This is a genomic window from Pontixanthobacter aestiaquae (assembly GCF_009827455.1).
In the GTDB taxonomy this organism is placed as follows: domain Bacteria; phylum Pseudomonadota; class Alphaproteobacteria; order Sphingomonadales; family Sphingomonadaceae; genus Pontixanthobacter; species Pontixanthobacter aestiaquae.
In genome coordinates this window covers 2,098,524-2,121,116 of record NZ_WTYZ01000001.1, presented here as the reverse complement: position 1 = coordinate 2,121,116, position 22,593 = coordinate 2,098,524, and the positions used below count along the sequence as shown (strand labels likewise).

The 22,593-nt window shown below is 57.7% G+C and carries 20 protein-coding genes; 14 read left to right on the top strand and 6 right to left on the bottom strand.

Annotation, left to right across the window (positions count from 1 at the left end; translation table 11 throughout):
* Positions 1 to 2 precede the first annotated feature (2 nt).
* Both GRI35_RS10140 and GRI35_RS13735 read right to left on the bottom strand, forming a co-directional pair.
* On the bottom strand, positions 3 to 356 hold the full coding sequence (locus GRI35_RS10140) for an acyl carrier protein (protein WP_160614850.1): 354 nt from the start codon (positions 354 to 356) through the stop codon (positions 3 to 5).
* A 40-nt stretch (positions 357 to 396) separates the two neighbouring features.
* Positions 397 to 1,380: a GNAT family N-acetyltransferase gene (locus GRI35_RS13735; protein ID WP_290258431.1), complete on the bottom strand. Its 984-nt coding sequence runs from the start codon at positions 1,378 to 1,380 to the stop codon at positions 397 to 399.
* A gap of 2 nt (positions 1,381 to 1,382) precedes the next feature.
* On the opposite strand from GRI35_RS13735, the gene GRI35_RS10130 reads away from it, so the two are divergent.
* The 13 genes from GRI35_RS10130 (at position 1,383) to GRI35_RS10070 (ending at position 18,315) form a co-directional block, all read left to right on the top strand.
* Complete coding sequence (locus GRI35_RS10130; protein WP_160614055.1) at positions 1,383 to 2,948, top strand: acyl-CoA ligase (AMP-forming), exosortase A system-associated; 1,566 nt, start codon at positions 1,383 to 1,385, stop codon at positions 2,946 to 2,948.
* Entirely contained in the window at positions 2,945 to 4,177 is a 1,233-nt protein-coding gene (locus GRI35_RS10125; RefSeq protein WP_160614054.1) for a pyridoxal-dependent decarboxylase, exosortase A system-associated, read from the top strand. The genes GRI35_RS10130 and GRI35_RS10125 overlap by 4 nt, the downstream gene beginning before the upstream one ends.
* Before the next feature lie 205 nt (positions 4,178 to 4,382).
* Complete coding sequence (locus GRI35_RS10120) at positions 4,383 to 5,027, top strand: XrtA/PEP-CTERM system exopolysaccharide export protein (protein WP_160614053.1); 645 nt, start codon at positions 4,383 to 4,385, stop codon at positions 5,025 to 5,027.
* 16 nt (positions 5,028 to 5,043) lie between these two features.
* The gene (locus GRI35_RS10115) at positions 5,044 to 6,564 is read left to right on the top strand and encodes an XrtA system polysaccharide chain length determinant (protein ID WP_160614052.1); all 1,521 of its coding nucleotides are present in this window, start codon (positions 5,044 to 5,046) and stop codon (positions 6,562 to 6,564) included.
* A 10-nt stretch (positions 6,565 to 6,574) separates the two neighbouring features.
* A complete protein-coding gene (locus tag GRI35_RS10110) occupies positions 6,575 to 7,645 on the top strand; it encodes a P-loop NTPase family protein (protein WP_160614051.1) in 1,071 nt (356 codons plus the stop codon).
* 6 nt (positions 7,646 to 7,651) lie between these two features.
* On the top strand, positions 7,652 to 9,304 hold the full coding sequence (locus GRI35_RS10105; protein WP_160614050.1) for a porin family protein: 1,653 nt from the start codon (positions 7,652 to 7,654) through the stop codon (positions 9,302 to 9,304).
* A gap of 18 nt (positions 9,305 to 9,322) precedes the next feature.
* Complete coding sequence (locus tag GRI35_RS10100; protein WP_160614049.1) at positions 9,323 to 10,510, top strand: XrtA/PEP-CTERM system-associated ATPase; 1,188 nt, start codon at positions 9,323 to 9,325, stop codon at positions 10,508 to 10,510.
* 14 nt (positions 10,511 to 10,524) lie between these two features.
* Complete coding sequence (locus GRI35_RS10095; protein ID WP_160614048.1) at positions 10,525 to 11,433, top strand: XrtA system polysaccharide deacetylase; 909 nt, start codon at positions 10,525 to 10,527, stop codon at positions 11,431 to 11,433.
* Positions 11,430 to 12,494: a FemAB family XrtA/PEP-CTERM system-associated protein gene (locus tag GRI35_RS10090; protein ID WP_160614047.1), complete on the top strand. Its 1,065-nt coding sequence runs from the start codon at positions 11,430 to 11,432 to the stop codon at positions 12,492 to 12,494. The genes GRI35_RS10095 and GRI35_RS10090 overlap by 4 nt, the downstream gene beginning before the upstream one ends.
* The gene (locus GRI35_RS10085) at positions 12,494 to 13,741 is read left to right on the top strand and encodes a TIGR03087 family PEP-CTERM/XrtA system glycosyltransferase (protein WP_160614046.1); all 1,248 of its coding nucleotides are present in this window, start codon (positions 12,494 to 12,496) and stop codon (positions 13,739 to 13,741) included. The genes GRI35_RS10090 and GRI35_RS10085 overlap by 1 nt, the downstream gene beginning before the upstream one ends.
* Entirely contained in the window at positions 13,731 to 15,293 is a 1,563-nt protein-coding gene (gene xrtA / locus GRI35_RS10080; RefSeq protein ID WP_235900183.1) for an exosortase A, read from the top strand. Before GRI35_RS10085 ends, xrtA begins: the two co-directional genes overlap by 11 nt.
* 10 nt (positions 15,294 to 15,303) lie before the next feature.
* Positions 15,304 to 17,202: an XrtA/PEP-CTERM system amidotransferase gene (locus GRI35_RS10075; protein WP_160614045.1), complete on the top strand. Its 1,899-nt coding sequence runs from the start codon at positions 15,304 to 15,306 to the stop codon at positions 17,200 to 17,202.
* A gap of 219 nt (positions 17,203 to 17,421) precedes the next feature.
* Positions 17,422 to 18,315: a crotonase/enoyl-CoA hydratase family protein gene (locus GRI35_RS10070; protein WP_160614044.1), complete on the top strand. Its 894-nt coding sequence runs from the start codon at positions 17,422 to 17,424 to the stop codon at positions 18,313 to 18,315.
* A gap of 3 nt (positions 18,316 to 18,318) precedes the next feature.
* Here GRI35_RS10070 and zapE read toward each other — a convergent pair whose 3' ends face one another.
* The 3 genes from zapE to GRI35_RS10055 are packed head-to-tail and all read right to left on the bottom strand — an operon-like array spanning position 18,319 to position 20,695.
* Entirely contained in the window at positions 18,319 to 19,437 is a 1,119-nt protein-coding gene (gene zapE, locus GRI35_RS10065) for a cell division protein ZapE (RefSeq protein WP_160614043.1), read from the bottom strand.
* Entirely contained in the window at positions 19,434 to 19,892 is a 459-nt protein-coding gene (locus tag GRI35_RS10060; RefSeq protein WP_160614042.1) for a PaaI family thioesterase, read from the bottom strand. The genes zapE and GRI35_RS10060 overlap by 4 nt, the downstream gene beginning before the upstream one ends.
* A 20-nt stretch (positions 19,893 to 19,912) precedes the next feature.
* Positions 19,913 to 20,695, bottom strand: coding sequence for a succinate dehydrogenase iron-sulfur subunit (locus tag GRI35_RS10055; protein ID WP_160614041.1), 783 nt, complete (start codon positions 20,693 to 20,695; stop codon positions 19,913 to 19,915).
* 199 nt (positions 20,696 to 20,894) lie between these two features.
* On the opposite strand from GRI35_RS10055, the gene GRI35_RS10050 reads away from it, so the two are divergent.
* A complete protein-coding gene (locus GRI35_RS10050) occupies positions 20,895 to 21,641 on the top strand; it encodes an SDR family NAD(P)-dependent oxidoreductase (RefSeq protein WP_160614040.1) in 747 nt (248 codons plus the stop codon).
* Here the strand turns inward: GRI35_RS10050 and GRI35_RS10045 are convergent, their stop codons facing one another.
* Positions 21,642 to 22,535, bottom strand: coding sequence for a haloalkane dehalogenase (locus GRI35_RS10045; protein ID WP_160614039.1), 894 nt, complete (start codon positions 22,533 to 22,535; stop codon positions 21,642 to 21,644).
* Positions 22,536 to 22,593 lie beyond the last annotated feature (58 nt).

Sequence of the window (22,593 nt, the reverse complement as noted above, 5' to 3'; positions counted from 1 at the left end):
GATCAGCCCTCGATAACTTTGGCCTCGGCGAAGGCGAGTAGCCCGCCATAGGTTTCCAGCATTTCGCCATCGACATCATCATCTTCGATCATGATGTCCATCCGGTCTTCCATTTCCGTCAGCAAGCCTGCGACAGCCATGGAATCGAGTTCGGGAAGATGGCCGAACAGGCCGGTATCATTGTCGAATTTCTCGACGTCATCATTGTCCAGACCCAGCACATCGCACAGGATCGAGCGCAATTGCGTATCAATGACGTGACGACTGGGCGCGAGGCCATCTTGCGCTGCGTTCTCGTTGGTCCCGGCTTTAGCCGATGTGTTATCTGTTCCGTCTGTCACGGGCTCGCGATCCATCTGCGTGCTTTCCCCTGCAAGTGCGGCGCTGCCCTTAGCTTCAGGGTGAACGCGGTGCAAGGGAGGTAACGATTCGCTTGGCAAGCGCCGGCCAAGCCTTCGGTTGGCGCGGATCAAGGCAATCGATCCGGTAGCGCGGGCGATCCTCTTCCATCCAATCACGCTTGTAAGGATCGTTGCCGGTGCCGAAATCGATCAATTGGACTTTGTCTGTGTCCATCACGTGTTCAAACAACGCTGCGCTGAGAGTCGTGCCTGCGGATAGCGCTTTGTGTTCTTCAAGGTGGGCCAGCTTATGGATGTAAGCGATGCCATCCTCGACCGTCCAGAATTGGGCAGCGACGGCTATGCCTTCATGACGCCCGATGGCCAGGCGTACCCGGCCCGCTGCACCTTCTTGTTCGGCGAATGCGCGGAGCAGGTCCGGATCGCCTTCCTCGGGTTTCCAGCTATTCTCATAAACCGCTTCGTATTCGGCCCATGCATTCGCATCGAAGCGAGTAAGCAGTTCGACATCAACCTTTTTGGCTTTCCGCTTAAGCGTCGTGCGCATCCGGCCCGGACGCTGTGCCCAATAGTCGGCAAAACTGCGACCTTTGACGTCGAGCACATGGTTGTGATCGCAATGTTCGCGCAGCACGTTCCATCCGGCGGCACGAAAGGCTGCCTCTATTGTCGATGCACTACCATCTTCCTCCGGTATGGGCGACATCACAATCCGATGTGTTTGGCTGCGCAGTCCGTGGGCGACCGCTTCAAGCAACTTTGGATCGGATGAATAGAGTGGCCGCCATGTAAAATTATACCAGTTGGTCAGCGCTTCGAGCCGGTCAGTCGTCCGCATCAACGGGAGCGCAACTTTCGCATTTCCGTCCTCAGCAACCGCGATTAGCGGTTCGGCGCCTGACTTTGCGAGCAAATCCAGCCATTCAAACCTATCGAATGGCCCCGCATTTTGGTCACGCGATTTTTGAATCGTCCCTTGCAGAACATTAACCGTGTCGTGATAGCTGACGCTCAACACAAATGCCGTTTCCCTTGCTGGAGCCTCAATTGCCCAATTTGCCCAATCCGGACCCGAAGCCGCTGGATCATCTTGCCGAGATTGGCGCGGATGATAGCCCGGCGCTGGTCCTGCGCAACCGGACGCTTAGCTTCAAGGACTTAAGGGACCGTGTTGCCCGTCTTAGTGGCTGGTTAACAGATAGGGTGCCGCAGCAGGGCGCGCGGGTGGCGACTTGGGCTGCAAAAAATGAACTGACATGCCTGATGCCTCTGGCAGCGGCGCGGGCAGGGCTGGTGCATGTGCCGATCAATCCGCTGCTCAAGCATATGCAGGCGAAGCATATTCTGGCCGATAGCGGCGCGGTGATGCTGCTGGGGACGAAAGCGCGTCTGGCATCGCTGGAGGTTGGCGATCTGCCGCCCGGTTGCGAGGCAATTGACGAAAACGATGTGCTGCAGGCTCTCGATGAGGTCGCTGAGCCAATGGCGGCATCGACTGCCGATCCGGACGCTCTCTGCGCTATTCTCTACACCAGCGGCTCTACCGGTAGGCCCAAAGGCGTCATGCTCAGCCACGCGAATTTGTGGCTCGGGGCCGTCAGTGTGGCGCATTATCTCGGCATGGAGGCGGATGACGTCACGCTGGGTGTGTTGCCGCTATCCTTCGATTATGGTCAGAACCAGCTTCTAAGTAGCTGGTATGCTGGGGCTTCTGTAGTCCCGCTCGATTATCTGTTTCCGCGTGACGTCGCGCGGGCTTGCGCGAAATACGGCGTCACTACGCTAGCCGCCGTCCCGCCGCTTTGGGTACAATTGACCGAGCTGGAATGGCCGGCCGAAGCCAGTGCGCCACTCCGCCGTTTGACCAACAGTGGCGGCGCTTTGACCGAAGAATTGGTGAGCGATTTACGCGGTATTTTCCCGCAAGCTCGCCTGTTCCCGATGTACGGTCTGACCGAGGCATTCCGTTCGACATATCTTGATCCGGAACTGGTCGAGAGCCATCCGACATCAATGGGCCGCGGGATCCCCTTTGCAGAGATTATGGTGATCGACGATGAAGGTAATGTCGCCGATCCGGGCGAGGAGGGCGAGCTGGTCCATTGCGGGCCTTTGGTGGCGCAAGGATACTGGCAGGACGCCGAGCGTACTGCTGAACGGTTCAAGCCGTCTCCCGATGGTTCCGAATATGGTGGTATTGCAGTCTGGTCCGGAGACCGCGTCAAACGCGACGCCGACGGCTTGCTCTATTTTATCGGTCGCCGTGATGCGATGATCAAAAGCGCGGGCAACCGCATCAGTCCGCAAGAGATCGAGGACGCCGCGCGCGCAACCGATCTGGTCGCAGAAGCGGTTGCGCTGGGCGTTAAGGACGAGCGGCTGGGCCATGCAATACATCTTGTTGTGCGGGCCGCGCATGATGCAGAGGATGCGGAGGCGCAATTGCCCAAAGCGCTGGCAAAGGAGCTTCCCAATTTTATGCAGCCTCATGTGATTCACTGGAAAGACTCGATGCCGCTCAATCCGAATGGAAAGCTGGACCGGACGGCATTGGCCCAAGAGATAGTCGGGGAGACAGGCGCATGAAGCCGAAGCCGCTCGGACCCATTCCGGCTGGATATGTCGCCAAAGATGGCCAACTTAGCATTGCCGGCATGACGGCGCGCGAATTGGTGGAGCAGGGCGGAGCAACGCCGCTATTCGTCTATTCACGCGAGCATCTTACCAAGCGCGTCGCCGATCTGCGGGCCGCGATGCCGGAGCGCCTGACGATCAATTATGCGATCAAGGCAAACCCCTTTGCCGAACTGCTGGAGCATATGGCGACGTTGGTGGACGGCTTCGATATCGCCTCCAGCGGTGAATTAACGATTGCGCAGATGGCCGGTCTCGATCCGGCGACAATCAGCTTTGCCGGTCCTGGCAAGCGTGACGACGAGCTGGAGGCTGCGTTACGTGCGGGCGTGACCCTCAATCTGGAATCCGAGAACGAAGCGCGCCGTGCGCTTGCAATCGGTGAACGGATAGGTGCTATTCCGCGTATGGCGATCCGGGTAAATCCCGATTTCGAACTGCGTGGTTCGGGTATGAAGATGGGCGGCGGTGCCAAGCCATTCGGCGTCGATCAGGAACGTGTTCCAGCGCTGGCAAAGGAGATTATCGCTGCTGGTGCCGAATGGCGCGGCCTGCATATCTTCACCGGCAGCCAGGCGCTGAGTGCCGATGCGATTATCGAGGCGCAGGCCAATGTGCTCGATCTCGCGGACCAGCTCGCGACCGAAATTGGCGAACCATTGCCAAAGCTCAATATGGGCGGCGGTTTGGGCATTCCGTATTTTCACGGAGACGAACCCATCGATATCACCGCAATTGGCGCGGCATTGGAGGAACGGTTCGCTGACCTTCCAGCCAATCTCGCCGACACTGACCTTTGCATCGAGCTCGGCCGATATCTGGTTGGAGAAGCGGGTGTTTATCTGACGGAGATCGTTGATCGCAAAGTCAGCCACGGGGTAACGTATCTCATTACCGATGGCGGTTTGCATCACCAACTCGCCGCATCAGGTAATTTCGGCACGGTGGTGCGTCGCAATTATCCCTCAGCCATTGCCACACGATTTGATTCCGAGCCTGCCGAAGAAGTTAATATTGTCGGCTGTTTGTGCACTCCGCTCGACCGTTTGGCGGACAAAGCGCACCTGCCAAAGGCAGAGGTTGGCGATTTGGTCGTAGTTTTTTGTGCGGGCGCTTACGGAGCCACTGCATCGCCATCAGACTTCCTCGGACAGGGTGCTGCCCGGGAGATATTGGTCTGATTCCGCTGGAATTACGCGAATTAACGTTTTGTTTCAATGTGTCCCACTTTGGGACTGCAACATCCTAAACAGCCGTAAACGTAAAAAGGCTAACGGTATGTTCACCCTTTTTAGCGACAAGCCATCCTCATATCCGCGGGTAGTGGAAGGCCGGTAGCTCCGACCTTGCGCTGAATTGCCCGCTCAATGGCAAGGATGCGCATCGATGCCCGGTACCAAACGTTTCTCAAAACTGCTCGCAGGCAGTGCTTTGGCTGCACTTTCACTGGCAGGCTGTGCTTCTGGTGGCCAACAGCTACCACCAGCATCAACCATTTCTGCGCAGGATCAACCAGGCGAAGAGTACTTGATTGGCGCTCTCGACGAGTTGACAATCCACGTATGGCGTAATCCAGAGCTGGGTGCAGAGAAAATCCAAGTTCGCCCGGATGGCCGGATCACAACTCCGCTGGTGACTGATATGCCCGCTGTCGGCAAAACGCCGTCAATGCTGGCGCAAGACATCCGTCTGCAGCTGTCGCAATATATTGAAGAGCCTCTTGTCTCGGTCATTGTAACCAAGTTCGAAGGCGCAATTAGTCAACGTATCCGGATCATCGGCGCAACCGAGCAGCCCGCATCGCTGCCATATCGCGCCAATATGACTGTGCTCGACGCGCTGATCGCGGTCGGCGGTCTATCGGAATTCGCTGCGGGTAACCGTTCGAAACTGATCCGCCGCAACAAATCGACCGGCCAGCAGGCCGAGTATTCACTGCGGCTCGGCGACCTTCTGAAGAAGGGTGACAGCCGCGCGAATGTTCTCCTCCAACCCGGCGATGTGATCATCATCCCCGAAAGCATGTTCTGAGGGATCGGCACACAGCATGAACGAAGTATTTGAAGATCTGCGCGCGGCGCTTTTCTCGGTCTGGCACCGGCGCTGGTTGGCGCTTGGCGTCGCTTGGGGCGTGTGCGTTTTGGGCTGGCTGGTGGTCGCGATGATCCCCAACGCATACGAATCGGAAGCGCGGATTTACGTGCAACTCGATGACGTTTTGTCCGACCAGCTTGGCATCAAAGGTGCGGGCAAACAGGACATTGCCCGCGTTCGCCAGACATTGGCGAGTAAGGTCAATCTGGAAAAGGTCGTTCGTTCGACCAAACTCGGCGATGAAATCAAAACCCCGCGCGACATGGAAAGCGCGATCGAGGGGCTGACCGAGAAAGTCACCGTGAAAAGCGAAGAGGATAACCTCTTCGAACTCAAGGCGGAAATCGGCAAAGGCGATTTGTCTGACGGCGAGAACGCGGCACTGGCACAAAGCGTTGTGCAAAAGCTGATCGACATCTTCCGCGAGGAAAACATTGCGGGGGCGCGCGGCGATGTTGCTGAAACTATCGTATTCCTCGACCAGCAATTGGAAGAGCGGAAACGCGAATTGGAAGCTGCCGAGCAGCGCCGCCTGGCTTTTGAAGCGGAAAATCCCGATTTGATCGGCGGCAGTGACACGCTGTCAAACAAGCGCCAGCAATTGCGTGGCGATCTGCGCGACGTTGAGGCCGATCTGGCCGCTGCACAGAGTGCATTAGCCGCGATTAATGGTCAGCTCGCAGGGACACCGCGCACAATTACCACGCCGGGAGCAGTGGGCGGTGCGCGTCAAGCGCTTTCCAACGCGATGTCGCAACTCGCCACAATGCAGGCGAGCGGCAAGCGAGAGAGCCATCCCGATGTGATCGCGATCAAGAAACAGATTGCCGCTTTGCGTGTGCAGGCGGCGAACGAAAATCCCAACAGCGTTGGCTCGACCAATCCGGCTTACAGCTCGCTGATGGCCATCAAGGCCGACCGTCAAGCGAATGTGCAGGCGCTTCTCGCCCGTCAAGCAGCTCTGAAATCCGAAGAGTCGAGCCTGCTGGCCAGCGCCGCGAATGAGCCTGCCGTCGCGGCGGAAGCCAATCGCATCAGCCGCGACTACGAAGTGCTCAAAGACAAATATGACGAGCTGCTTCAGGACCGCGAGGAAATGAAGCTGCGCGGGCAAGTCGATAATGAGCGCAGTTCGTTCAAATTCGAAGTGATCGATCCGCCCACCATGCCGCGAGTACCATCGGCGCCAAACCGGCCTCTGTTACTGATCGGTGTGCTGATTGCCGGCATTGCTGCAGGTGTCGGCGCAGCCTTCGCCATTGGCCAGCTTCGTTCGACATTCGCAACCACAGGCAAGCTTGAGCGTGCGCTCGACCTGCCTGTGCTGGGCGCAATTTCGCAGACCATGACTGACGCGGCTCGTGAGCTACGCACCAAGCGTATGCGTATGTTCTATGCCGGCAGTGCCGGACTGGGAATCCTGTGCGTCGTCTTACTCGCGGTGGAATTTATCCAGCGCGGAATGGTGGCGTGAGGAGCAGGCTATGACCGAACATAAAAACATCCCACTCCCGAAGAGAGACGGCGAAGACGGTAGCACTGAAAGCTCCCTGTTCGAGCGCGCCAGTGGTGCATTCGGCTTTGATCCGTTCAAAGCCGCGCCGATTAAAGGCAAGCTGCCGGAACGCGAAATGAAACGCGCGAAGGTCAAGGTGAAAGACGCCGACGGGAGAGAACAGGCTGAAAAGCCCGCCGCAACTGTTGAAGCAGCGCCAGTCGCATCGCCTCCGGTGCCCGCCGAATATCAACCGGAGCCGCGGGAGACATTGCCTGTTCCTGCCGCATCGCGGGAGCTTGTGGTTGAACCACAAGCGACCTCCGTTGCACTCTCAGGTCAGAAATACGAGATCGATCGCGAGTTTCTGCGCGAGCAAGGTCTGATTGTTCCGGAAGGTACAATCACCGGACTGATCGAAGAATTTCGCATCGTCAAACGGCAGATCTTGAAAGCTGCGAAGGACAAAGGCACCGGCCGTTCGCGCCGTGTCCTTATCTGCTCGCCGCATCCGGGCGAGGGCAAAACCTTTTGTGCGACCAATCTTGCGATTGCGATGGCTGCCGAGCGCGACAGTGAAGTGCTGTTGATCGATGGTGATTTTGCCAAGCCGTCAATCCTTTCGACCCTGGGCCTGCCAAAGGGACCGGGCTTCATGGATTGTCTGGCCGATCCTGCGGTTAATCCGGAAGATCTGGTAATGGGGACCGACATTGGCAGTCTGTGGGTGCTTCCAGCAGGCAACCAAACCAATTCGGACAGCGAATATCTGGCCAGTGAACGCACTGCCGAAGTGCTTGACCGGCTGACGGTCGGCGCACCCAATCGCATTATCATTTTCGATTCTCCACCTGCCTTGGCTGCATCACCTGCAGCCGAGCTTGCCAAGCATGTCGGGCAGTCTGTGCTCGTCGCGCGGGCGGATAAGACCGGACAAAGCGCGTTGGAGGACGCCTGCCAGCTCCTCTCTGCATGCCCAGACATCAAGCTTCTGCTCAATGCAGCGCATTTCAGTCCAAGCGGCCGGAATTTCGGCTCCTATTATGGATATGGGGAATAACCCGTCATGAAGAAACTCGCCCTTAAACGCACAACCGCTTTGGTCGGTGCACTCGTAGCGATCGGCGCGGCTTCACCCGTTCTGGCGCAGGATTCCGGCGAAGATGAGGAAGGCTCGCGCGGTCGAGCCGTTAACGTCGAACCCTATATCGAAGTGTCACAGATCGCGATTGCCGAGCTGTCGCCGGGCGATGATGTGGTGACGTATACGCAAATTGCAGCAGGTATCGATGCGTCGATTACTGGCCGCAACAATGGCGGGTCGGTCTCGCTGCGTTACGAGCGCAATATCGGATATGGTGACGACAGCATCGACAGCGACACAATCAGCGGTGTCGCGCGCGGCTATGCATCAATCATTCCGCAGGTTTTGACCGTTGAAGCCGGAGCGCTTGCAGCCAAGACCCGTGTCGATGGAAATGGTGCTTCAAACCTCGCATCGCTCGATGATCGCGGAACGGATAGCCAGATATACTCTGCCTATGCCGGCCCGACACTGAGCACGCGTGCTGGTGATGTTGAAGTCAACGCGAACTACCGTATCGGCTACACACGCGTCGAAGCGCCTGACGGTCTTGTTACAGCGCCAGGCGCAACGCCAATCGACGTGTTTGATGATAGTGTGTCGCAAAGCGCGAAAGTGCATCTCGCGACCCGTCCGGGCGAGCCGCTGCCGGTTGGCGTCGGTGTCGGTGCCGGTTGGAACCAGGAAGATATTTCCAACCTCGATCAGCGGTTCCGCGATGTTTATGTGCGCGGCGATGTTTCACTGCCTGTTACCCCTTCGCTCGCACTGGTTGCTGGCGTTGGATATGAGGATGTCGAAGCATCAAGCCGCGACGCCGTTCGCGACGTAAACGGTGATCCGGTTATCGGCGTAGACGGCCGCTTCGTTACAGATTCGAGCCAACCGCGACAGCTCGCCTATGATGTGTCCGGTCTGATTTGGGACGCCGGGGTAATTTGGCGTCCGAGCAATCGCACATCGCTTACCGCCAATGTCGGTCGTCGCTACGATTCGACGAGTTATTACGGTAGCCTGTCTTATGCGCCGAATAGCCGCAGCTCATTGGCGGTGTCGGTTTACGACACTGTCTCCGGCTTTGGTAATCAGTTGAACACGGCGCTTGCCAATTTGCCGACCGAATTCACGGCCGGACGCAATCCGCTTACAGGTGGTTTGGGCGGGTGTGTCTCCGGCCAGGATGGTGCGAACTGTCTCAATGGCGCGCTTGGTTCCGTCCGTTCTTCGGTCTTCCGTTCGCGCGGTGTTGCGGCAAGTTACTCGACCAATATCGGCCGCCTCAACGCAGGTGTCGGCGCTGGCTATGATCGCCGCCGCTTCATTGCGACGCCGGGCAGCGTTTTGGCCGCAGCCGATGGCGTAACGGACGAATCATACTACGCTGCATTGTTCCTGTCTGGCGAAGTCGGCCAGCGGGGCAACTTCAGCACCAACGCTTATTACAATTACTTCAACAGCGGATTTGACCAGGCTGGTGACGTCACCGCAATCGGCGCATCCGCAGCGTACAACCACAGCATTTCGTCACGCTTGTCGGCGCGCGCAGCAATTGCGGTCGATAGCCTCGACAGCGACGTATCGGATGAAGACTTCACCGCAGCATCGGCCCTTGTCGGCCTGCGCTTCGGCTTCTGATCCTAGGGGACCAAAAAGATGTTTGATGAATTTTACGGATTAACGGCGCGGCCGTTCCAGCTGACCCCGGATCCGAATTTCTATTTCGAAAGTGCAACGCACCGCAAAGCGCTGTCCTATCTCGGATATGGCATGGCGCAGAGCGAAGGCTTTATCGTGATCACTGGTGAGGTGGGCGCGGGTAAATCGACGCTTGTCGCGCACTTGATGCAGAAGATTGACCGTGCGCAGATGACCGTGGGCCAGGTGGTCACCAGCAATCTGGACGGTGCAGAGCTGGTCCATGTTGCCGCACAAAGCTTCGGTCTTGAAGTCGAAGGCAAGGACAAGGCCAGCGCGCTCGGAGCGATCGAAAACTTCTTGCATGATGAAGCCCGTGCGGGCCGCCGGACCATGCTGGTGGTGGATGAATCACAAAACCTGTCTGTCGAAGCGCTGGAAGAGCTACGTATGCTTTCCAACTTCCAGCTTGGCGCGCACCCACTGTTGCAAGTGCTGCTGCTCGGTCAGCCTGAATTCAAACAGGTTCTGGCGCAGCACGCCGCGCTCGAGCAGTTGCGCCAGCGCGTCATCGCTGCACACCATCTTGGCGCGATGGAGCCGAATGAACTCAAGCCCTATATCGAGCACCGCCTTGGTTGCGTCGGTTGGCAAGGTAATCCGGAATTTGACGATGCAATCTTTGCCGAGTTTCACAAAGCAACAGGCGGTGTTCCGCGGCGCGTGAACCAGGTTGCAACACGCTTGCTGCTGCTGGGTGCGGTTGAACAGCGGACCAAGATCGACAGCGCTATGCTGGCAGCAGTCATAGAAGAGATGCAGGGCGATAACGCTTTTGCAGACCGCGACAACAATGTTGGTTCCGCGGCAATGCCGTCTTCCGGTCCGGTCAAGCATGTGGCGGCTGTACAGGCAGCACCGGAAGCCGTCGCTACGCCGGTCGTGCAGGAACTCGCTCAGGATCAGATCGACGCGATTTTGGCCGAGCGCGATTCGCAAATCAAAGAATTGCAGCAGGCGGTTGTTGAACTGTCGCGATTGGTTGAAGCGAAGTCTGGCGACACTGAACTTCCCAAAGAATGGGTAGAGAAGATCGCTGGCATGGACGCCCGGCTTGATGAGCAAGAGCGAACCGTGCGCCATGTGCTCACCATGATGATCGAGTGGATCGAAAGCGAGCAACCCGCTCAAGTGGCAGCCGCCTGAGAGGAGCGTTCCGGATGGAACATTCGCCGGTAAAACCAGAGGCGGAGACTGCAGTCATCAATGGCCTGTCGGTTGACGTCGAAGACTGGTTTCAAGTGGGCGCGTTCGAGAATGTGATCGACCGCGACGATTGGGACGGATTGGCGCTGCGCGTCGAAGACAACGTGCTGCGCATCCTCGATATGTTTGGCGAGGCCGATGTGAAGGCGACGTTCTTCACGCTCGGTTGGGTTGCAAAGCGGCATGGACCGCTGATGCGGCGCATTGTCGACGCAGGTCATGAACTGGCCAGCCATGGTTATGACCATGCGCGTGTGTTTACGTTCGACCGCAAGGAATTTGCCGAAGATATCGGCAAGGCGCAGAAGATTCTCGAGGATGCCTCCGGCGCGAAAATCACCGGATATCGCGCACCGAGCTTCTCGATCGATCAGCGCACCCCATGGGCCTATGAAGAATTGGCCGAGCAAGGCTACATCTACTCCAGCAGCGTCGCGCCGATTGCGCATGACCATTATGGCTGGCGCGAGGCACCGCGCTTTGCATTCAATCCGCTCGAGGGGTCCGACTTGGTCGAGATTCCTGTCACAACTGCTATTCTGGGTGGCCGCCGTGTTGCCGCGGGCGGGGGCGGTTTCTTCCGTGTTCTCCCCTATGCATTTTCACGCTGGGCCATTCGCCAGGTGAACCGCGATGAAGAACGTCCGGCGGTATTCTATTTCCACCCTTGGGAAGTCGATCCCGATCAGCCGCGCGTGCCCGGTGCGCCGATCAAATCGCGGCTGCGTCATTACACAAATCTCAAAAAGATGGCGCCCAAATTGCGCGAGCTGATTGATGATTTTGCCTGGGGTAGGATGGATGAGGTTGCCCAGCGCGAGGCTGCGCTTGCCAAAGCTCTCCACGATGAATGGGCAGCATGAACGCGCCGTTTCCTCTGTCTGCGGAGAACGTTTCGCTCGTCCAATTGCGCGATCCGGGTGAATTCGCGCGGCTGGAGGGGTTTGTCGCGGAAATGGGCGGTACGCCCTTTCATCGACCTGCATGGCTGCGCGCAGTAGAGAAAAGCACCGGCCAGAAAGCCACCGGGCTTGTTGCCGAGAAATGCGGCAATGTGACCGGCTGGCTTCCGCTCAGCGAAGTGCATTCGCCGATCTTCGGCAGAGCACTGGTCTCTAGCGGTTTCGCCGTGGGCGGCGGCCCCTTGGCAAGCAACGCCAGGACCGCAGAATACCTCTGCCGTTCAGCCGAAGAGCTGGCGCTCCGGATGTCATGCCCGACGATCGAACTGCGCGGCGGTAATGCGCCGGAAGCCTGGCAGCACTGCCAAGACAGCCACGCGGGTTTCGTTACTGATTTGGCCGAGGATGACGAGCAACAATTGCTCGCGGTCCCGCGTAAGCAGCGTGCAGAAATCCGCAAAAGCCTGAAGCTGGATCTTGAAGTGTCCGTTGGTCGCGACGAAGCGGATCGGGCGGCGCATTATGCTGTTTATGCGGAGAGCGTACGCAATCTAGGCACACCCGTTTTTCCGCGCGCTCTGTTCGATGCGATGCTCGACGAGTTTGGCGGCGATGCAGATATTCTGACCGTTCGCCACAAAGGCGTTCCGGTAGCGAGCGTTTTGTCATTTTACCACAATGCCGCTGTGATGCCGTATTGGGGCGGGGGCACCTTTGCGGCACGGCATCTGCGGGCCAATGAGCGGATGTATTACGAGCTAATGCTCCATGCGCGCAAACGCGGCATGGCACGGTTTGATTTCGGACGATCAAAGACTGAAAGCGGGCCGTATAATTACAAGAAGAATTGGGGCTTTGAGCCGCAGCCGCTCAGCTATGCCAGTTGGACAGCGCCGGGGCACGAAAAGCGCGATATCAATCCCAACAGCGACGCCTATTCGGCCAAGATTGATCTGTGGAAGCGACTGCCGCTGAAAATCGCCAACACGTTCGGACCAATGATCGCCAGGGGGCTGGCCTAATGGGGGATATCCTGTTTCTGGCGCACCGTATGCCGTTTCCGCCTGATCGCGGGGACAAGATCCGCTCGCATCATTTGCTGAAAGCGCTGGCCAGGCTCGCGCCTATTCATGTTGGCTGCTTTGGCGATACGGACAATGATTATGCGCACGAGCATCTGCTCGCGGATATCGCCGAAACATACTACCTGCCTCGCCGCTCAAAGGGGATGGTACGCGCGGGGATTGAGGCGTTAGCCAAGCGAAAACCGGTTAGCCTGACCGCCTTTGAAGACGCAGCTCTCGCTGAGTGGGTCGCCAAGACCATTCGCGAGCGCGACATCCAGACCATCTTCGTGTTCTCCGGACAAATGGGGCAATACATTCCAGCATCATTTGCTGGCCAAGTTGTGGTCGATCTGTGTGACGTCGATTCCGCAAAGTTTGAGGCTTACGCCGCTGACGGGCGCTTCCCGCGCAAATGGATCGATGCGCGTGAGGGCAGGATTCTGTCGCAAGTCGAACAACAGCTTGCCAAACGGGCAGACTACACTCTGTTTGTGAGCGAAGCCGAGGAAGCGCTTTTCCGTTCGCGCTTGGAACGACCACAGGATTGTAAAACCGCCGCTCTCCGCAACGGTATCGACACTGCGTTCTTCGATCCCGCCAACAGTGAACCGCATTCAGACCTGGCGAATTCGACCGGTCCGAACTTCGTGTTCACCGGGCAGATGGATTACGCGCCCAATATCGGTGCGGCACTACGGGTAATGGACCGGTTGCTGCCACAAATCCGCGCCGTGCATCCCGATGCTACATTCCATCTTGTCGGCCGCGCTCCGGTTAGTCAGTTGACCAAGCGCGATGGCGAGCCGGGTATTCGCGTGTGGGGCGAAGTGCCAGATGTACGGCCATTCCTTGCCGGTGCAGATGTTGTGATCGCTCCGCTGGAAATTGCCCGCGGGGTCCAGAACAAGGTGCTTGAAGCGATGGCCATGGCACGGCCGGTGCTGCTCTCGCCCGAAGCTGCGACGGGCATCGACGCAAGTGATGGCGAGCACTTTGCAGTAGCGCCTTCCGATCAGGCTTTGGTGGGTCGCGCGCTGGAAATGCTGGATGATGGTCCATCTGCCTTACTGATGGCCGCTGCCGCGCGCCGCTATGTGGTCGAGCAGCAGGGCTGGGACGCGATGCTCGCGCCTCTTGCTCGCCTGTGTGGATATGCCCCGGCAGCCGCTACCAACGAAACGGTGAACCGTAATGCCGCGTAGTCTGTCGCTCCCAATGGCCGGTGAGGGGAGTGTGTTCAGCAGCATCCCAAACCATTGGCGCTCGCCTTTGGGGCGGCTGGCACTGGCGTGGCTCGCGATCTTTGCGCTAACATTCCGCGACTGGCTGACAATGTTCGACCAATGGTGGAACATCTCGACGTACAATCACATTCTGCTGGTGCCGCTTATCGTCGGTTGGCTAATCTATGACCGCCGCCGCCAATTGCGCGATCTCCAGCCTGCCGCGTGGTGGCCCGGCCTATTTGCAGTTGGCATAGCTTTGTTCTTCTGGCTGATTGGCTCGCTTGCCAGCGTGAATACAGTCAGCCAGTTGGGCGCTGTACTGGCCTTACAAGCGAGCACCTTGGTTCTGCTCGGACCACGTATCGCCGCCGCAAATCTGTTTCCGCTGACTTATATGCTGTTTCTGGTGCCTTTCGGTGACGAACTGGTACCAACGCTGCAAATGATTACCGCCGATCTCGTGATCGCGTTAACCGAATGGAGCGGTATTCCCGCGATTATCGACGGTGTCTTCATCGATACACCGGTGGGCCTGTTCGAAGTTGCAGAGGCATGTTCCGGCGTGAAGTTCCTGATCGCCATGGTGGCGCTCGGCACCTTGGTTGCCTATAGCTGCTTCAAAAGCTGGAAGCGCCGCATTGTCTTTATGGCCGCAGCTATCGCCTTGCCGATCTTTGCCAATGGCGTGCGCGCTTGGGGCACCATCTATATCGCGCAATCACAAGGGATTGAGTTCGCGGTTGGGTTCGATCATGTGCTGTACGGTTGGGTGTTCTTCGCGCTGGTAGTTGGGGCTTTGCTCGCCATATCATGGCGTTACTTCGACCGCGATCCCGAAGACCTCGGGATCGATCTGCCCAGTATCGCTGATCAGGCTTGGTTCCAGCGTGTGTCGGCTGCGACAACTGGTGGAAGCAAGGCCATTGCCGCCGTGGCCGCGCTCATCATTCTGTTCGGCGGCTGGCATGCAATGGCATCGCGTGTCGAGGCCTCCGTGCCGGTGTCCATCGCTTTGCCCGACGTGAAAGGCTGGAGCCGCGTCGACTATGCGCCGTTGGTCGATTGGGCACCCAAAGCCACTGGTGCGGACCACCGGCTGCTCGGCCGTTATCGCAATGAGGCTGGTCAGGAAGTGGATGTGTTCCTCGCGCTTTATGCTGCGCAGGAAGAGGGTCGCGAGGCCAGTGCGTACGGGGAAGGTGCCCTCTCAACCGAGAAAGAATGGCGCTGGCTGGCGCCGGGTGAACCGGTTCCGGAAGCCGTTAGCGATTATCTGCTCGCCAACGGGCAAGTGAAGCGGCTGGCGCAGACATCATTCCACCACGGCGATATTCTGACCGGCAGTGCCGCCAAGCTGAAGCTTGCCAATATGCGCGACCGGTTGGTGTTGCGCGCGCAGCCAACGATGATGCTGATCCTTTCAGCAGAAGAGACGGAAACGCAGAAACCGGCACGTTCCATCGCAGCTTTCCGCCAATCTATCGGCAATGAGAGCGAATGGATGGACCGCATAGCAGGCCTGCGTTAGAGCGCAGCCTATGTGCGGTATTGCCGGTCTTTTCCATTGCGGGACACCCAAGCCGGTCGATCCCGCCCGCATCAAACGGATGTGTGATGCGTTGGAACATCGCGGCCCCGATGGTGAGGGTGTGTGGACCGATGCCGGTGTAGGTCTCGGCCACCGCCGCCTGTCCATCATCGATCTTGAAGGCTCGCCGCAGCCGATGCACGCGGCGGACGGCACTGCAGTGCTGGTCTTCAATGGCGAGATATACAATTTCCGCGAGCTCCGCCGTGAACTTGAAGGGCAGGGCGCGAATTTCCGAACCGATGGCGACAGCGAGGTCATTCTGGCCGCGTGGCAGCGTTGGGGCATAGATTGCCTGGAACGCCTGCATGGGATGTTCGCTTTCGCTTTGTATGACCGCAAACGCAAGGAACTGTTGCTTGCCCGAGACAGGTTGGGCGTGAAACCGCTTTTTATGGCCCCGCTGAGCGACGGCAGCTTGGCGTTCGCGTCCGAGCTCAAAGGCTTGCTTGCGCACCCGCTTCTGCGGCGCGAGACTGATCCGCTGGCCGTCGAAGATTACATGACGTGGGGCTATGTCCCCGATCATCGGTCGATCCTGAAAGGCGTCGAAAAGCTGCCTGCAGGGCATTTCCGTCTGTTGAAGCACGGCCAACCAGCGCCACCGCCCAGGCAGTGGTGGGATGTCAGCTTTGCAGAGCGCAAGAAGGGCAAGGACGCCGATCTTTCGGTAGAGCTGCTGCATCACATGCGCGAAGGCGTCACGTCTCGCATGGAGGCGGACGTGCCGCTTGGAGCGTTTCTGTCGGGCGGCGTGGACTCCTCCAGCGTTGTCGCGCTGATGGCGGAATCGAACCGCGATCCAGTGACAACCTGTTCGATTGGCTTCGACGTCGCCGCTCTCGATGAAACGGGTTATGCGGAAAAGGTCGCAGGCCTTTTCGGCACCAATCATCACAGCCGCACTGTTCAACCTGACGATTTCCATGAGATCGACCGGCTCGTTGGCATGTTTGACGAGCCATTTGCCGACGCGTCTGCGCTGCCGACATGGCGTGTGTGCCAATTGGCGCGGGAGCACGTGACGGTTGCCTTGTCCGGTGACGGAGCCGACGAGGCATTTGCCGGATATCGCCGCCAAGTATTCCATGCACGTGAAGAGCAGGCGAGGGCGTTGCTCCCCGAATTCCTCCGCAAACCGATATTTGGAGGGTTAGGGGCGATTTGGCCCAAGGCCGATTGGGCACCGCGTCCGCTGCGGGCTAAATCGACATTGCAATCGCTCGCACAAGATGGAGCCACCGGCTACGCCCGCTCGCTCTCGGTTATTCCGCCAGAGATACGTCAGAAGCTGTTTTCCGACGAATTCAAGCGCGAACTGGGGGAATATCGCGCAGAGCAGCCCTTCATCGATCTGATGCGCAATGCGCCGGCGCGTTCGGGACTGGACCGCGCGCAATATGCCGATCTGAAATTCTGGCTGCAGGGCGATATTCTGACCAAAGTCGATCGCGCGAGCATGTCTGTAAGCCTCGAAGCGCGTGAACCGCTGCTCGATCACCGCTTGATCGAATTTGCCGCACAATTGCCGCACCGTGCCCGCGTGCGCGGTATGCAGGGCAAATGGCTGGTCAAGCACACCATGGAACGGTATCTGCCGGACGATATTCTCTACCGTCCAAAGCAAGGATTCGTGACGCCGATTTCCGACTGGTTTCGCGGGCCACTTGCAGCCGAGGCGAAAGCCATAAGTTCCAGCGCAGGACTGGCGCGGACCGGATGGTTCAATCCGCGTGCATTGGCCAAAATAGCCGACGATCATATTGCCAAGAGGGCAGATCACGGCCGGATATTGTGGCAATTGCTTATGCTGGAGCGGTCAATAAAGCATCTGCAGGTTGTCCGCTAAGTCCAAGAAAAAGAGTCAGAATTACTTACCAACTGGCCATTTTCGGGACATTGAAAAATTCTGGCTAGAAAATAAACGTTTGCCAAGCGAGTCTCCATAGCTGTAGCAAGGTGGTGATCAGTACACCGCATTCATCCTAAAGCAGGGGTCGCAATGGATCGGATTACGGCTGGATCGGGAAGGGTAGTAGACGACGTGGACAGCGTGTCGAGAACCGCCATGCCCCTAGGGGGAGGTGACGAGCATCTGCTCGATCACGATTTTTCACATACAGAAATTCCTGAGGGACTTCTGGCTCTAGAAGAGCTCGACGTCATGTATCAGGAAGAGACCCAGACGCTGTGGACATATATGCGTCCGGAAGGCCGTCCGAGTTTTACGCGGACGATGCTGAGCGATTTTGAAAATTGGCAGAAGCTGATTTCGCAGGGGTTTGGGCCGGGCAAGGTGCCACTTAAATATCTTGTGCTGGGCAGCCGCGCGCCGGGCGTATTCTGCTTCGGCGGTGATCTTACACTCTTCCAACATCTAATTCGGGAACGCGATCGCGCAGGTCTCGAGCATTACGGCCATCGCTGCTGCGAAATTCTGCACAACAATATGAATGCGCTCGATATTCCAATGCTGACCATTGGTCTGGTCGAAGGCGCTGCATTGGGCGGCGGCTGGGAAGCGTTGATGTCGTTCGACTATATCGTGGCCGAGCGTGATGCGACGTTCGGATTGCCCGAGATTATGTTCGGTCTGTTCCCGGGAATGGGTGCACATGCATTTCTGTCGCGCAAGCTGGGTAGCGCGATGGCTGACAGGATTATCGTCTCCAATGAGACCTACACTGCTGAACAGATGTACGAACTCGGCTTGGTGCATCACCTCGCTGAGAAGGGCGAGGGACTGAATGTTTGCCGCGAGTTCATCAAGAAATCGGATCGCCGCCATGCAGGGCTGGTCAATGCGCGCCGTGCGATGAAAGTGTCTTGGGATCTGCAATTGGATGAACTCAATCGCATCACCGAGTTGTGGGCCGATGCGGCGTTGCAGCTTAGCGAGCGTGATCTCAAAGTTATGTGCCGATTGGCGTCGGCGCAGCAGAGACTTGCTGACGCGGCGTAATCGCTATTCGCCGGTGCCGTGGCCTAGTGCCATATAATCGGCGCTTTGCATTTCCATCAGGCGGCTGACCGTCCGTTCAAATTCAAAGCTGCCATCCCCGGCTTGGTAGAGCTGTTCGGGTTCTGCTGCGGCAGTGGCGAAGAGCTTTACGCGGTGCTCATAAAGCGCGTCGATCAGTGTAACAAAGCGGGCGGCCTCGTTGCGATCTTCAGCACTCATGACCGGAATTCCCACAACAATGACCGTGTGGTAAGTTCTTGCAATTGCGAGATAATCACTCGCACCGCGTGCTTCCTGACAGAGACGTTTGAAGCTGAATACCGCCACGCCCTTGAGCGATTTTGGAACGTGTAGCATCCGTCCACCGCCAACGTCCAACTCGCCAGATGGAACATTCTCTGCATCCTCCGGCGCATAATCGGTAAGGCGAAAGAATGCTTCACGAACCTGCGCGGTTGCTGAATCGCCAAGCGGCGTGTGCCAGGTGTCAATATCACCCAGCCTATCGAGGCGGTAGTCCACTGGCCCGTTGAGCGGCAGCACATCCAAGCGCTCTGCGATCAAGTCGATGAACGGCAAGAAATGCTCGCGGTTCAGTCCGTCTTTGTAGAGATCGGATGGCGGCCGGTTCGAGGTGGTGACCACCGTCACGCCTTCGTCGACGATCAAGGCGCGAAACAACCGGCTCATAATCATCGCATCGGCAGAATTGTTGATCACCATTTCATCGAAGCACAGGCAGCGGACATTTTGGGCCAGGTCGCGCGCGACTTTCGGGATGGGATCGCCGGGATCAGCTTCTCGCCAAGCGCGGATCATTTGATGCACTTCCTGCATGAATGCGTGGAAATGGACGCGACGCTTCTGATTGATTTGCAAAGCCTCGTGGAACAGATCCATCAGCATCGACTTACCGCGCCCCACGCCGCCCCACATATAGATACCGCGCGGAGGTGGAGGGGCTTTTCCGAACAGCTTGCCGAGAAAACCGGTGGGTGACTGCGCAGCCAGTTCCTGACGCAACTTTGCAAGACGGCGCGCGGCGGATTTCTGTTCGGGATCGGGCTTGAGCTCACCGGCCGCGACCAGCTCTTCATAGCGCGATATCGGCGTTTCGCTCATGTTTTGGGCGAAGCTTTGCGGACCAGGCCGGAATAGGCAGCGACCAGATGATCGCCTTGCATGACCTCACCGCGCATAAACATCAGCCGCCCAGTCTCTCGCATTACCTCGACGACTGCATCCATCGGCTCATCAGGCTTTCCGCCACCGATGAACTGCGTCGAAAGCTCCAGCGTCACAGCCATTCCCGCCTCACTTTTACGCAGCACATGCATCGCTGAGAATAGTGAGATGTCGATCAGCGACAGCGTAGTCGCGCCATGGATCATGTCTTGCAGATTAGTGTGTTTATGCTCGGGAAACATCCTCAGGCGGCACTTGTCGCCTTCATGCCGCACCATCATCGGCCCCATCACTTGCGTGTTGAAGCGCGAATTGTCCGCCATATCCCATGTGTACCAGCCGGGCTGGTCAGGAACGGGTTCGTACGTGAAGAAGTCGGGCGGTTCGCGCATATCGCTGATCCGCAGCCGCCTTAGATCGACCGTTCGGCCATCATTTTCTTGGTTTCAGCGATAGCTTTCGCCGGGCTGAGACCCTTAGGGCACACATTCGCGCAATTCATAATCGTATGGCAGCGATAGAGGCGGAAAGGGTCTTCCAGCTCGTTCAGGCGCTCGCCGGTCATCTCATCGCGGCTATCGGCGAGCCAGCGATAGGCCTGAAGCAGAATCGCAGGACCCAAGAATTTGTCGCTGTTCCACCAGTAGGACGGACACGCTGTTGAGCAGCACGCGCACAAAATACATTCATACAGGCCATCGAGCTGTTCGCGCTGTTCGGGCGTCTGCAGCCGTTCTTTGCCGCTTGGTGTTGGCGTTACCGCCTGTAGCCAAGGGCGGATCGACGCATATTGCGCGTAAAAATGGGTGAAGTCGGGCACAAGATCCTTGATCACTTCCATATGCGGCAGCGGGGTAATCCGGATTTCGCCCTTCATGTCTTCGATCGCAGAAGTGCAGGCCAGGCCGTTCTTGCCATTCATATTCATCGAGCATGAACCGCAAATACCTTCGCGGCAGGACCGGCGGAAAGTCAGCGTCGGGTCAATCTCGTTCTTGATCTTGAACAGCGCATCCAAGACCATCGGTCCGCAATCGTCGAGATCGATTTCGAATGTGTCATATCGCGGGTTTTCGCCCGTGTCGGGATCATAGCGATAGACTTTGAATTTCTTCACGCGCCCCGCGCCATCGGCAGAATGGGTTTTGCCTTTGCCGTTGATTTTGGAGTTTTTGGGAAGAGTAAAGGTCGCCATGGAGAGAAAATCCTGATCTTTTGTGTGCCGCCTATGTAGCGAATATGCCGTGTGACACAAGCGTTTGCGCGGCTGTTTCGCCCGTATTTCCTACAGGATGGAACACATGGAACAGGGTTCTGATGAACAATATTTCACATCCATTGCAAAGGATTGAACGAAGCAGGGAACGAGCCGGTCATTCACCCGTCTAAACCACATGAGCGAAGTAGGACAGGACAGAGCGGGAAAACCAAATTGCGCGGTTGTCTTCGGAGCTTCCGGCGGGATTGGTTCCGCTCTGTGCGAGGCGCTGGTTGCCGACGGTATAGGGACGGTCTTCGCCGGCTCGCGCAATGGCGCCGCGGCGGCAGCCGATGCAGCCAATCCCTTTTGTTTTGATTTACGGGATGAGCAGAGCATTGCTGCCGCTGCCGCGTTGGTGAAAGAACATAAGCCCGATCTTATCATCGTCGCGACCGGTATATTGACGTTGAATGATGGCACTGGACCCGAACGCAGCTATCGCGCGCTTGATGCTGACACGATGGTGGAAGTGCTCGCGTTGAACGCGATTGGGCCAGCGATAATCGCCAAACATTTCCTGCCATTGCTCCCGCGCGACAAACGGGCGGTGTTCGCTGCGCTTTCGGCGCGGGTCGGATCGATCAGCGACAATGGCTTGGGCGGGTGGCATTCCTATCGTGCGTCCAAAGCAGCGCTGAATATGCTCATCAAAAATTTCGGTATCGAGCTGGGCCGAACGCATAAGCAAGCGGTCGTTGCCGCGCTCCATCCGGGAACAGTCGATAGCGAATTATCTAAGCCGTTTCAGGGCAATCTGCCTGATGGTCAGTTGACCGGTCCAGCAGATGCTGCGCGCAATTTACTCAAAACGCTGAGTAACCTGAAGCCCGGCGATAGCGGTGGTCTGTTCGCTTTCGACGGTTCGCGGATCGAGCCTTAATCAGACCCCTGCCAGTTTTGCGGTGTCGAGGATTGCGCCGACAAATCCCTCCGGATCGTCTTCCTGAATGAAATGTCCGCCTTTTAAGGTGCGGTGCAGATCATGGTTTGTTCCGGGAACACGTTCTTGGAATGTCGCGAAACCGCCGCGTGTAATCGGGTCTTTGTCACTGAAGCAGCAGGTGAAGGGCTTGTCGAACTGTTCCAGCGCTTTCCATGCTTCCAACTGGTCTGGCACTGCCACATTCTCTCCAAGCGGGACGAGGGCGGGGAATATCCGCGCCGCCGCTTTGCTGCCACGCGTATCATAGGGCGCGTTATAGGCTGCGACTTCGGCCTCGGTCAGTTCCGAGGTCGTCGCTTTCTGGATGATGCCGCCAATCGGGAAGATCGGGCTCAGTTTGGCGAAAGTACGCCACTTCGCAAAAGCAGGAGGCGGTTCTTGCCCGGCAGGCAAGCCGCCATTGGAAAGCACCACAGCGGAGAATTTGTCCGGCATTGCTGCGACTAGCCGCAGGCCAATGAGCGATCCCCAATCCTGGCAGGCCAGCACCACATTGTTGAGGCCCATCGCCTCAAACCATTCGCGCATCCAAGCAACGTGCCCGGCATAGGAAAACTCACTTTTGGACGTCGGCTTGTCGGATTTGCCGAAGCCGATCAGGTCGGGAGCAAGAACGCGGTAACCGGCGTTCACGGTCGGCCCGATCATCTTGCGGTAAAGGAAGCTCCAGCTCGGCTCACCATGCATCATCAGAACCGGCGTGGCATCGCGCGGGCCTTCGTCAACATAATGCAGTCGCAGTCCGCTCTCCAGGATATGATAACGCGGATCGAAGGGGTAATCCGGGATGTCCGCAAAGCGTGAATCCGGTGTGCGGTGAACTTTTCCCATGAGATTCTCCCCTCAATTGTTATTTTTCGGGTACCATGCCGCTGGATCGGGCGATTGG

Bases quoted from the DNA above. Each gene is read 5' to 3' on its own strand.
- GRI35_RS10140 (WP_160614850.1), bottom strand. From the start codon at position 356: ATGGATCGCGAGCCCGTGACAGACGGAACAGATAACACATCGGCTAAA.
- GRI35_RS10130 (WP_160614055.1), top strand. From the start codon at position 1,383: ATGCCGTTTCCCTTGCTGGAGCCTCAATTGCCCAATTTGCCCAATCCG.
- GRI35_RS10125 (WP_160614054.1), top strand. From the start codon at position 2,945: ATGAAGCCGAAGCCGCTCGGACCCATTCCGGCTGGATATGTCGCCAAA.
- GRI35_RS10120 (WP_160614053.1), top strand. From the start codon at position 4,383: ATGCCCGGTACCAAACGTTTCTCAAAACTGCTCGCAGGCAGTGCTTTG.
- GRI35_RS10115 (WP_160614052.1), top strand. From the start codon at position 5,044: ATGAACGAAGTATTTGAAGATCTGCGCGCGGCGCTTTTCTCGGTCTGG.
- GRI35_RS10110 (WP_160614051.1), top strand. From the start codon at position 6,575: ATGACCGAACATAAAAACATCCCACTCCCGAAGAGAGACGGCGAAGAC.
- GRI35_RS10105 (WP_160614050.1), top strand. From the start codon at position 7,652: ATGAAGAAACTCGCCCTTAAACGCACAACCGCTTTGGTCGGTGCACTC.
- GRI35_RS10100 (WP_160614049.1), top strand. From the start codon at position 9,323: ATGTTTGATGAATTTTACGGATTAACGGCGCGGCCGTTCCAGCTGACC.
- GRI35_RS10095 (WP_160614048.1), top strand. From the start codon at position 10,525: ATGGAACATTCGCCGGTAAAACCAGAGGCGGAGACTGCAGTCATCAAT.
- GRI35_RS10090 (WP_160614047.1), top strand. From the start codon at position 11,430: ATGAACGCGCCGTTTCCTCTGTCTGCGGAGAACGTTTCGCTCGTCCAA.
- GRI35_RS10085 (WP_160614046.1), top strand. From the start codon at position 12,494: ATGGGGGATATCCTGTTTCTGGCGCACCGTATGCCGTTTCCGCCTGAT.
- xrtA (WP_235900183.1), top strand. From the start codon at position 13,731: ATGCCGCGTAGTCTGTCGCTCCCAATGGCCGGTGAGGGGAGTGTGTTC.
- GRI35_RS10075 (WP_160614045.1), top strand. From the start codon at position 15,304: ATGTGCGGTATTGCCGGTCTTTTCCATTGCGGGACACCCAAGCCGGTC.
- GRI35_RS10070 (WP_160614044.1), top strand. From the start codon at position 17,422: ATGCCCCTAGGGGGAGGTGACGAGCATCTGCTCGATCACGATTTTTCA.
- zapE (WP_160614043.1), bottom strand. From the start codon at position 19,437: ATGAGCGAAACGCCGATATCGCGCTATGAAGAGCTGGTCGCGGCCGGT.
- GRI35_RS10060 (WP_160614042.1), bottom strand. From the start codon at position 19,892: ATGCGCGAACCGCCCGACTTCTTCACGTACGAACCCGTTCCTGACCAG.
- GRI35_RS10055 (WP_160614041.1), bottom strand. From the start codon at position 20,695: ATGGCGACCTTTACTCTTCCCAAAAACTCCAAAATCAACGGCAAAGGC.
- GRI35_RS10050 (WP_160614040.1), top strand. From the start codon at position 20,895: ATGAGCGAAGTAGGACAGGACAGAGCGGGAAAACCAAATTGCGCGGTT.
- GRI35_RS10045 (WP_160614039.1), bottom strand. From the start codon at position 22,535: ATGGGAAAAGTTCACCGCACACCGGATTCACGCTTTGCGGACATCCCG.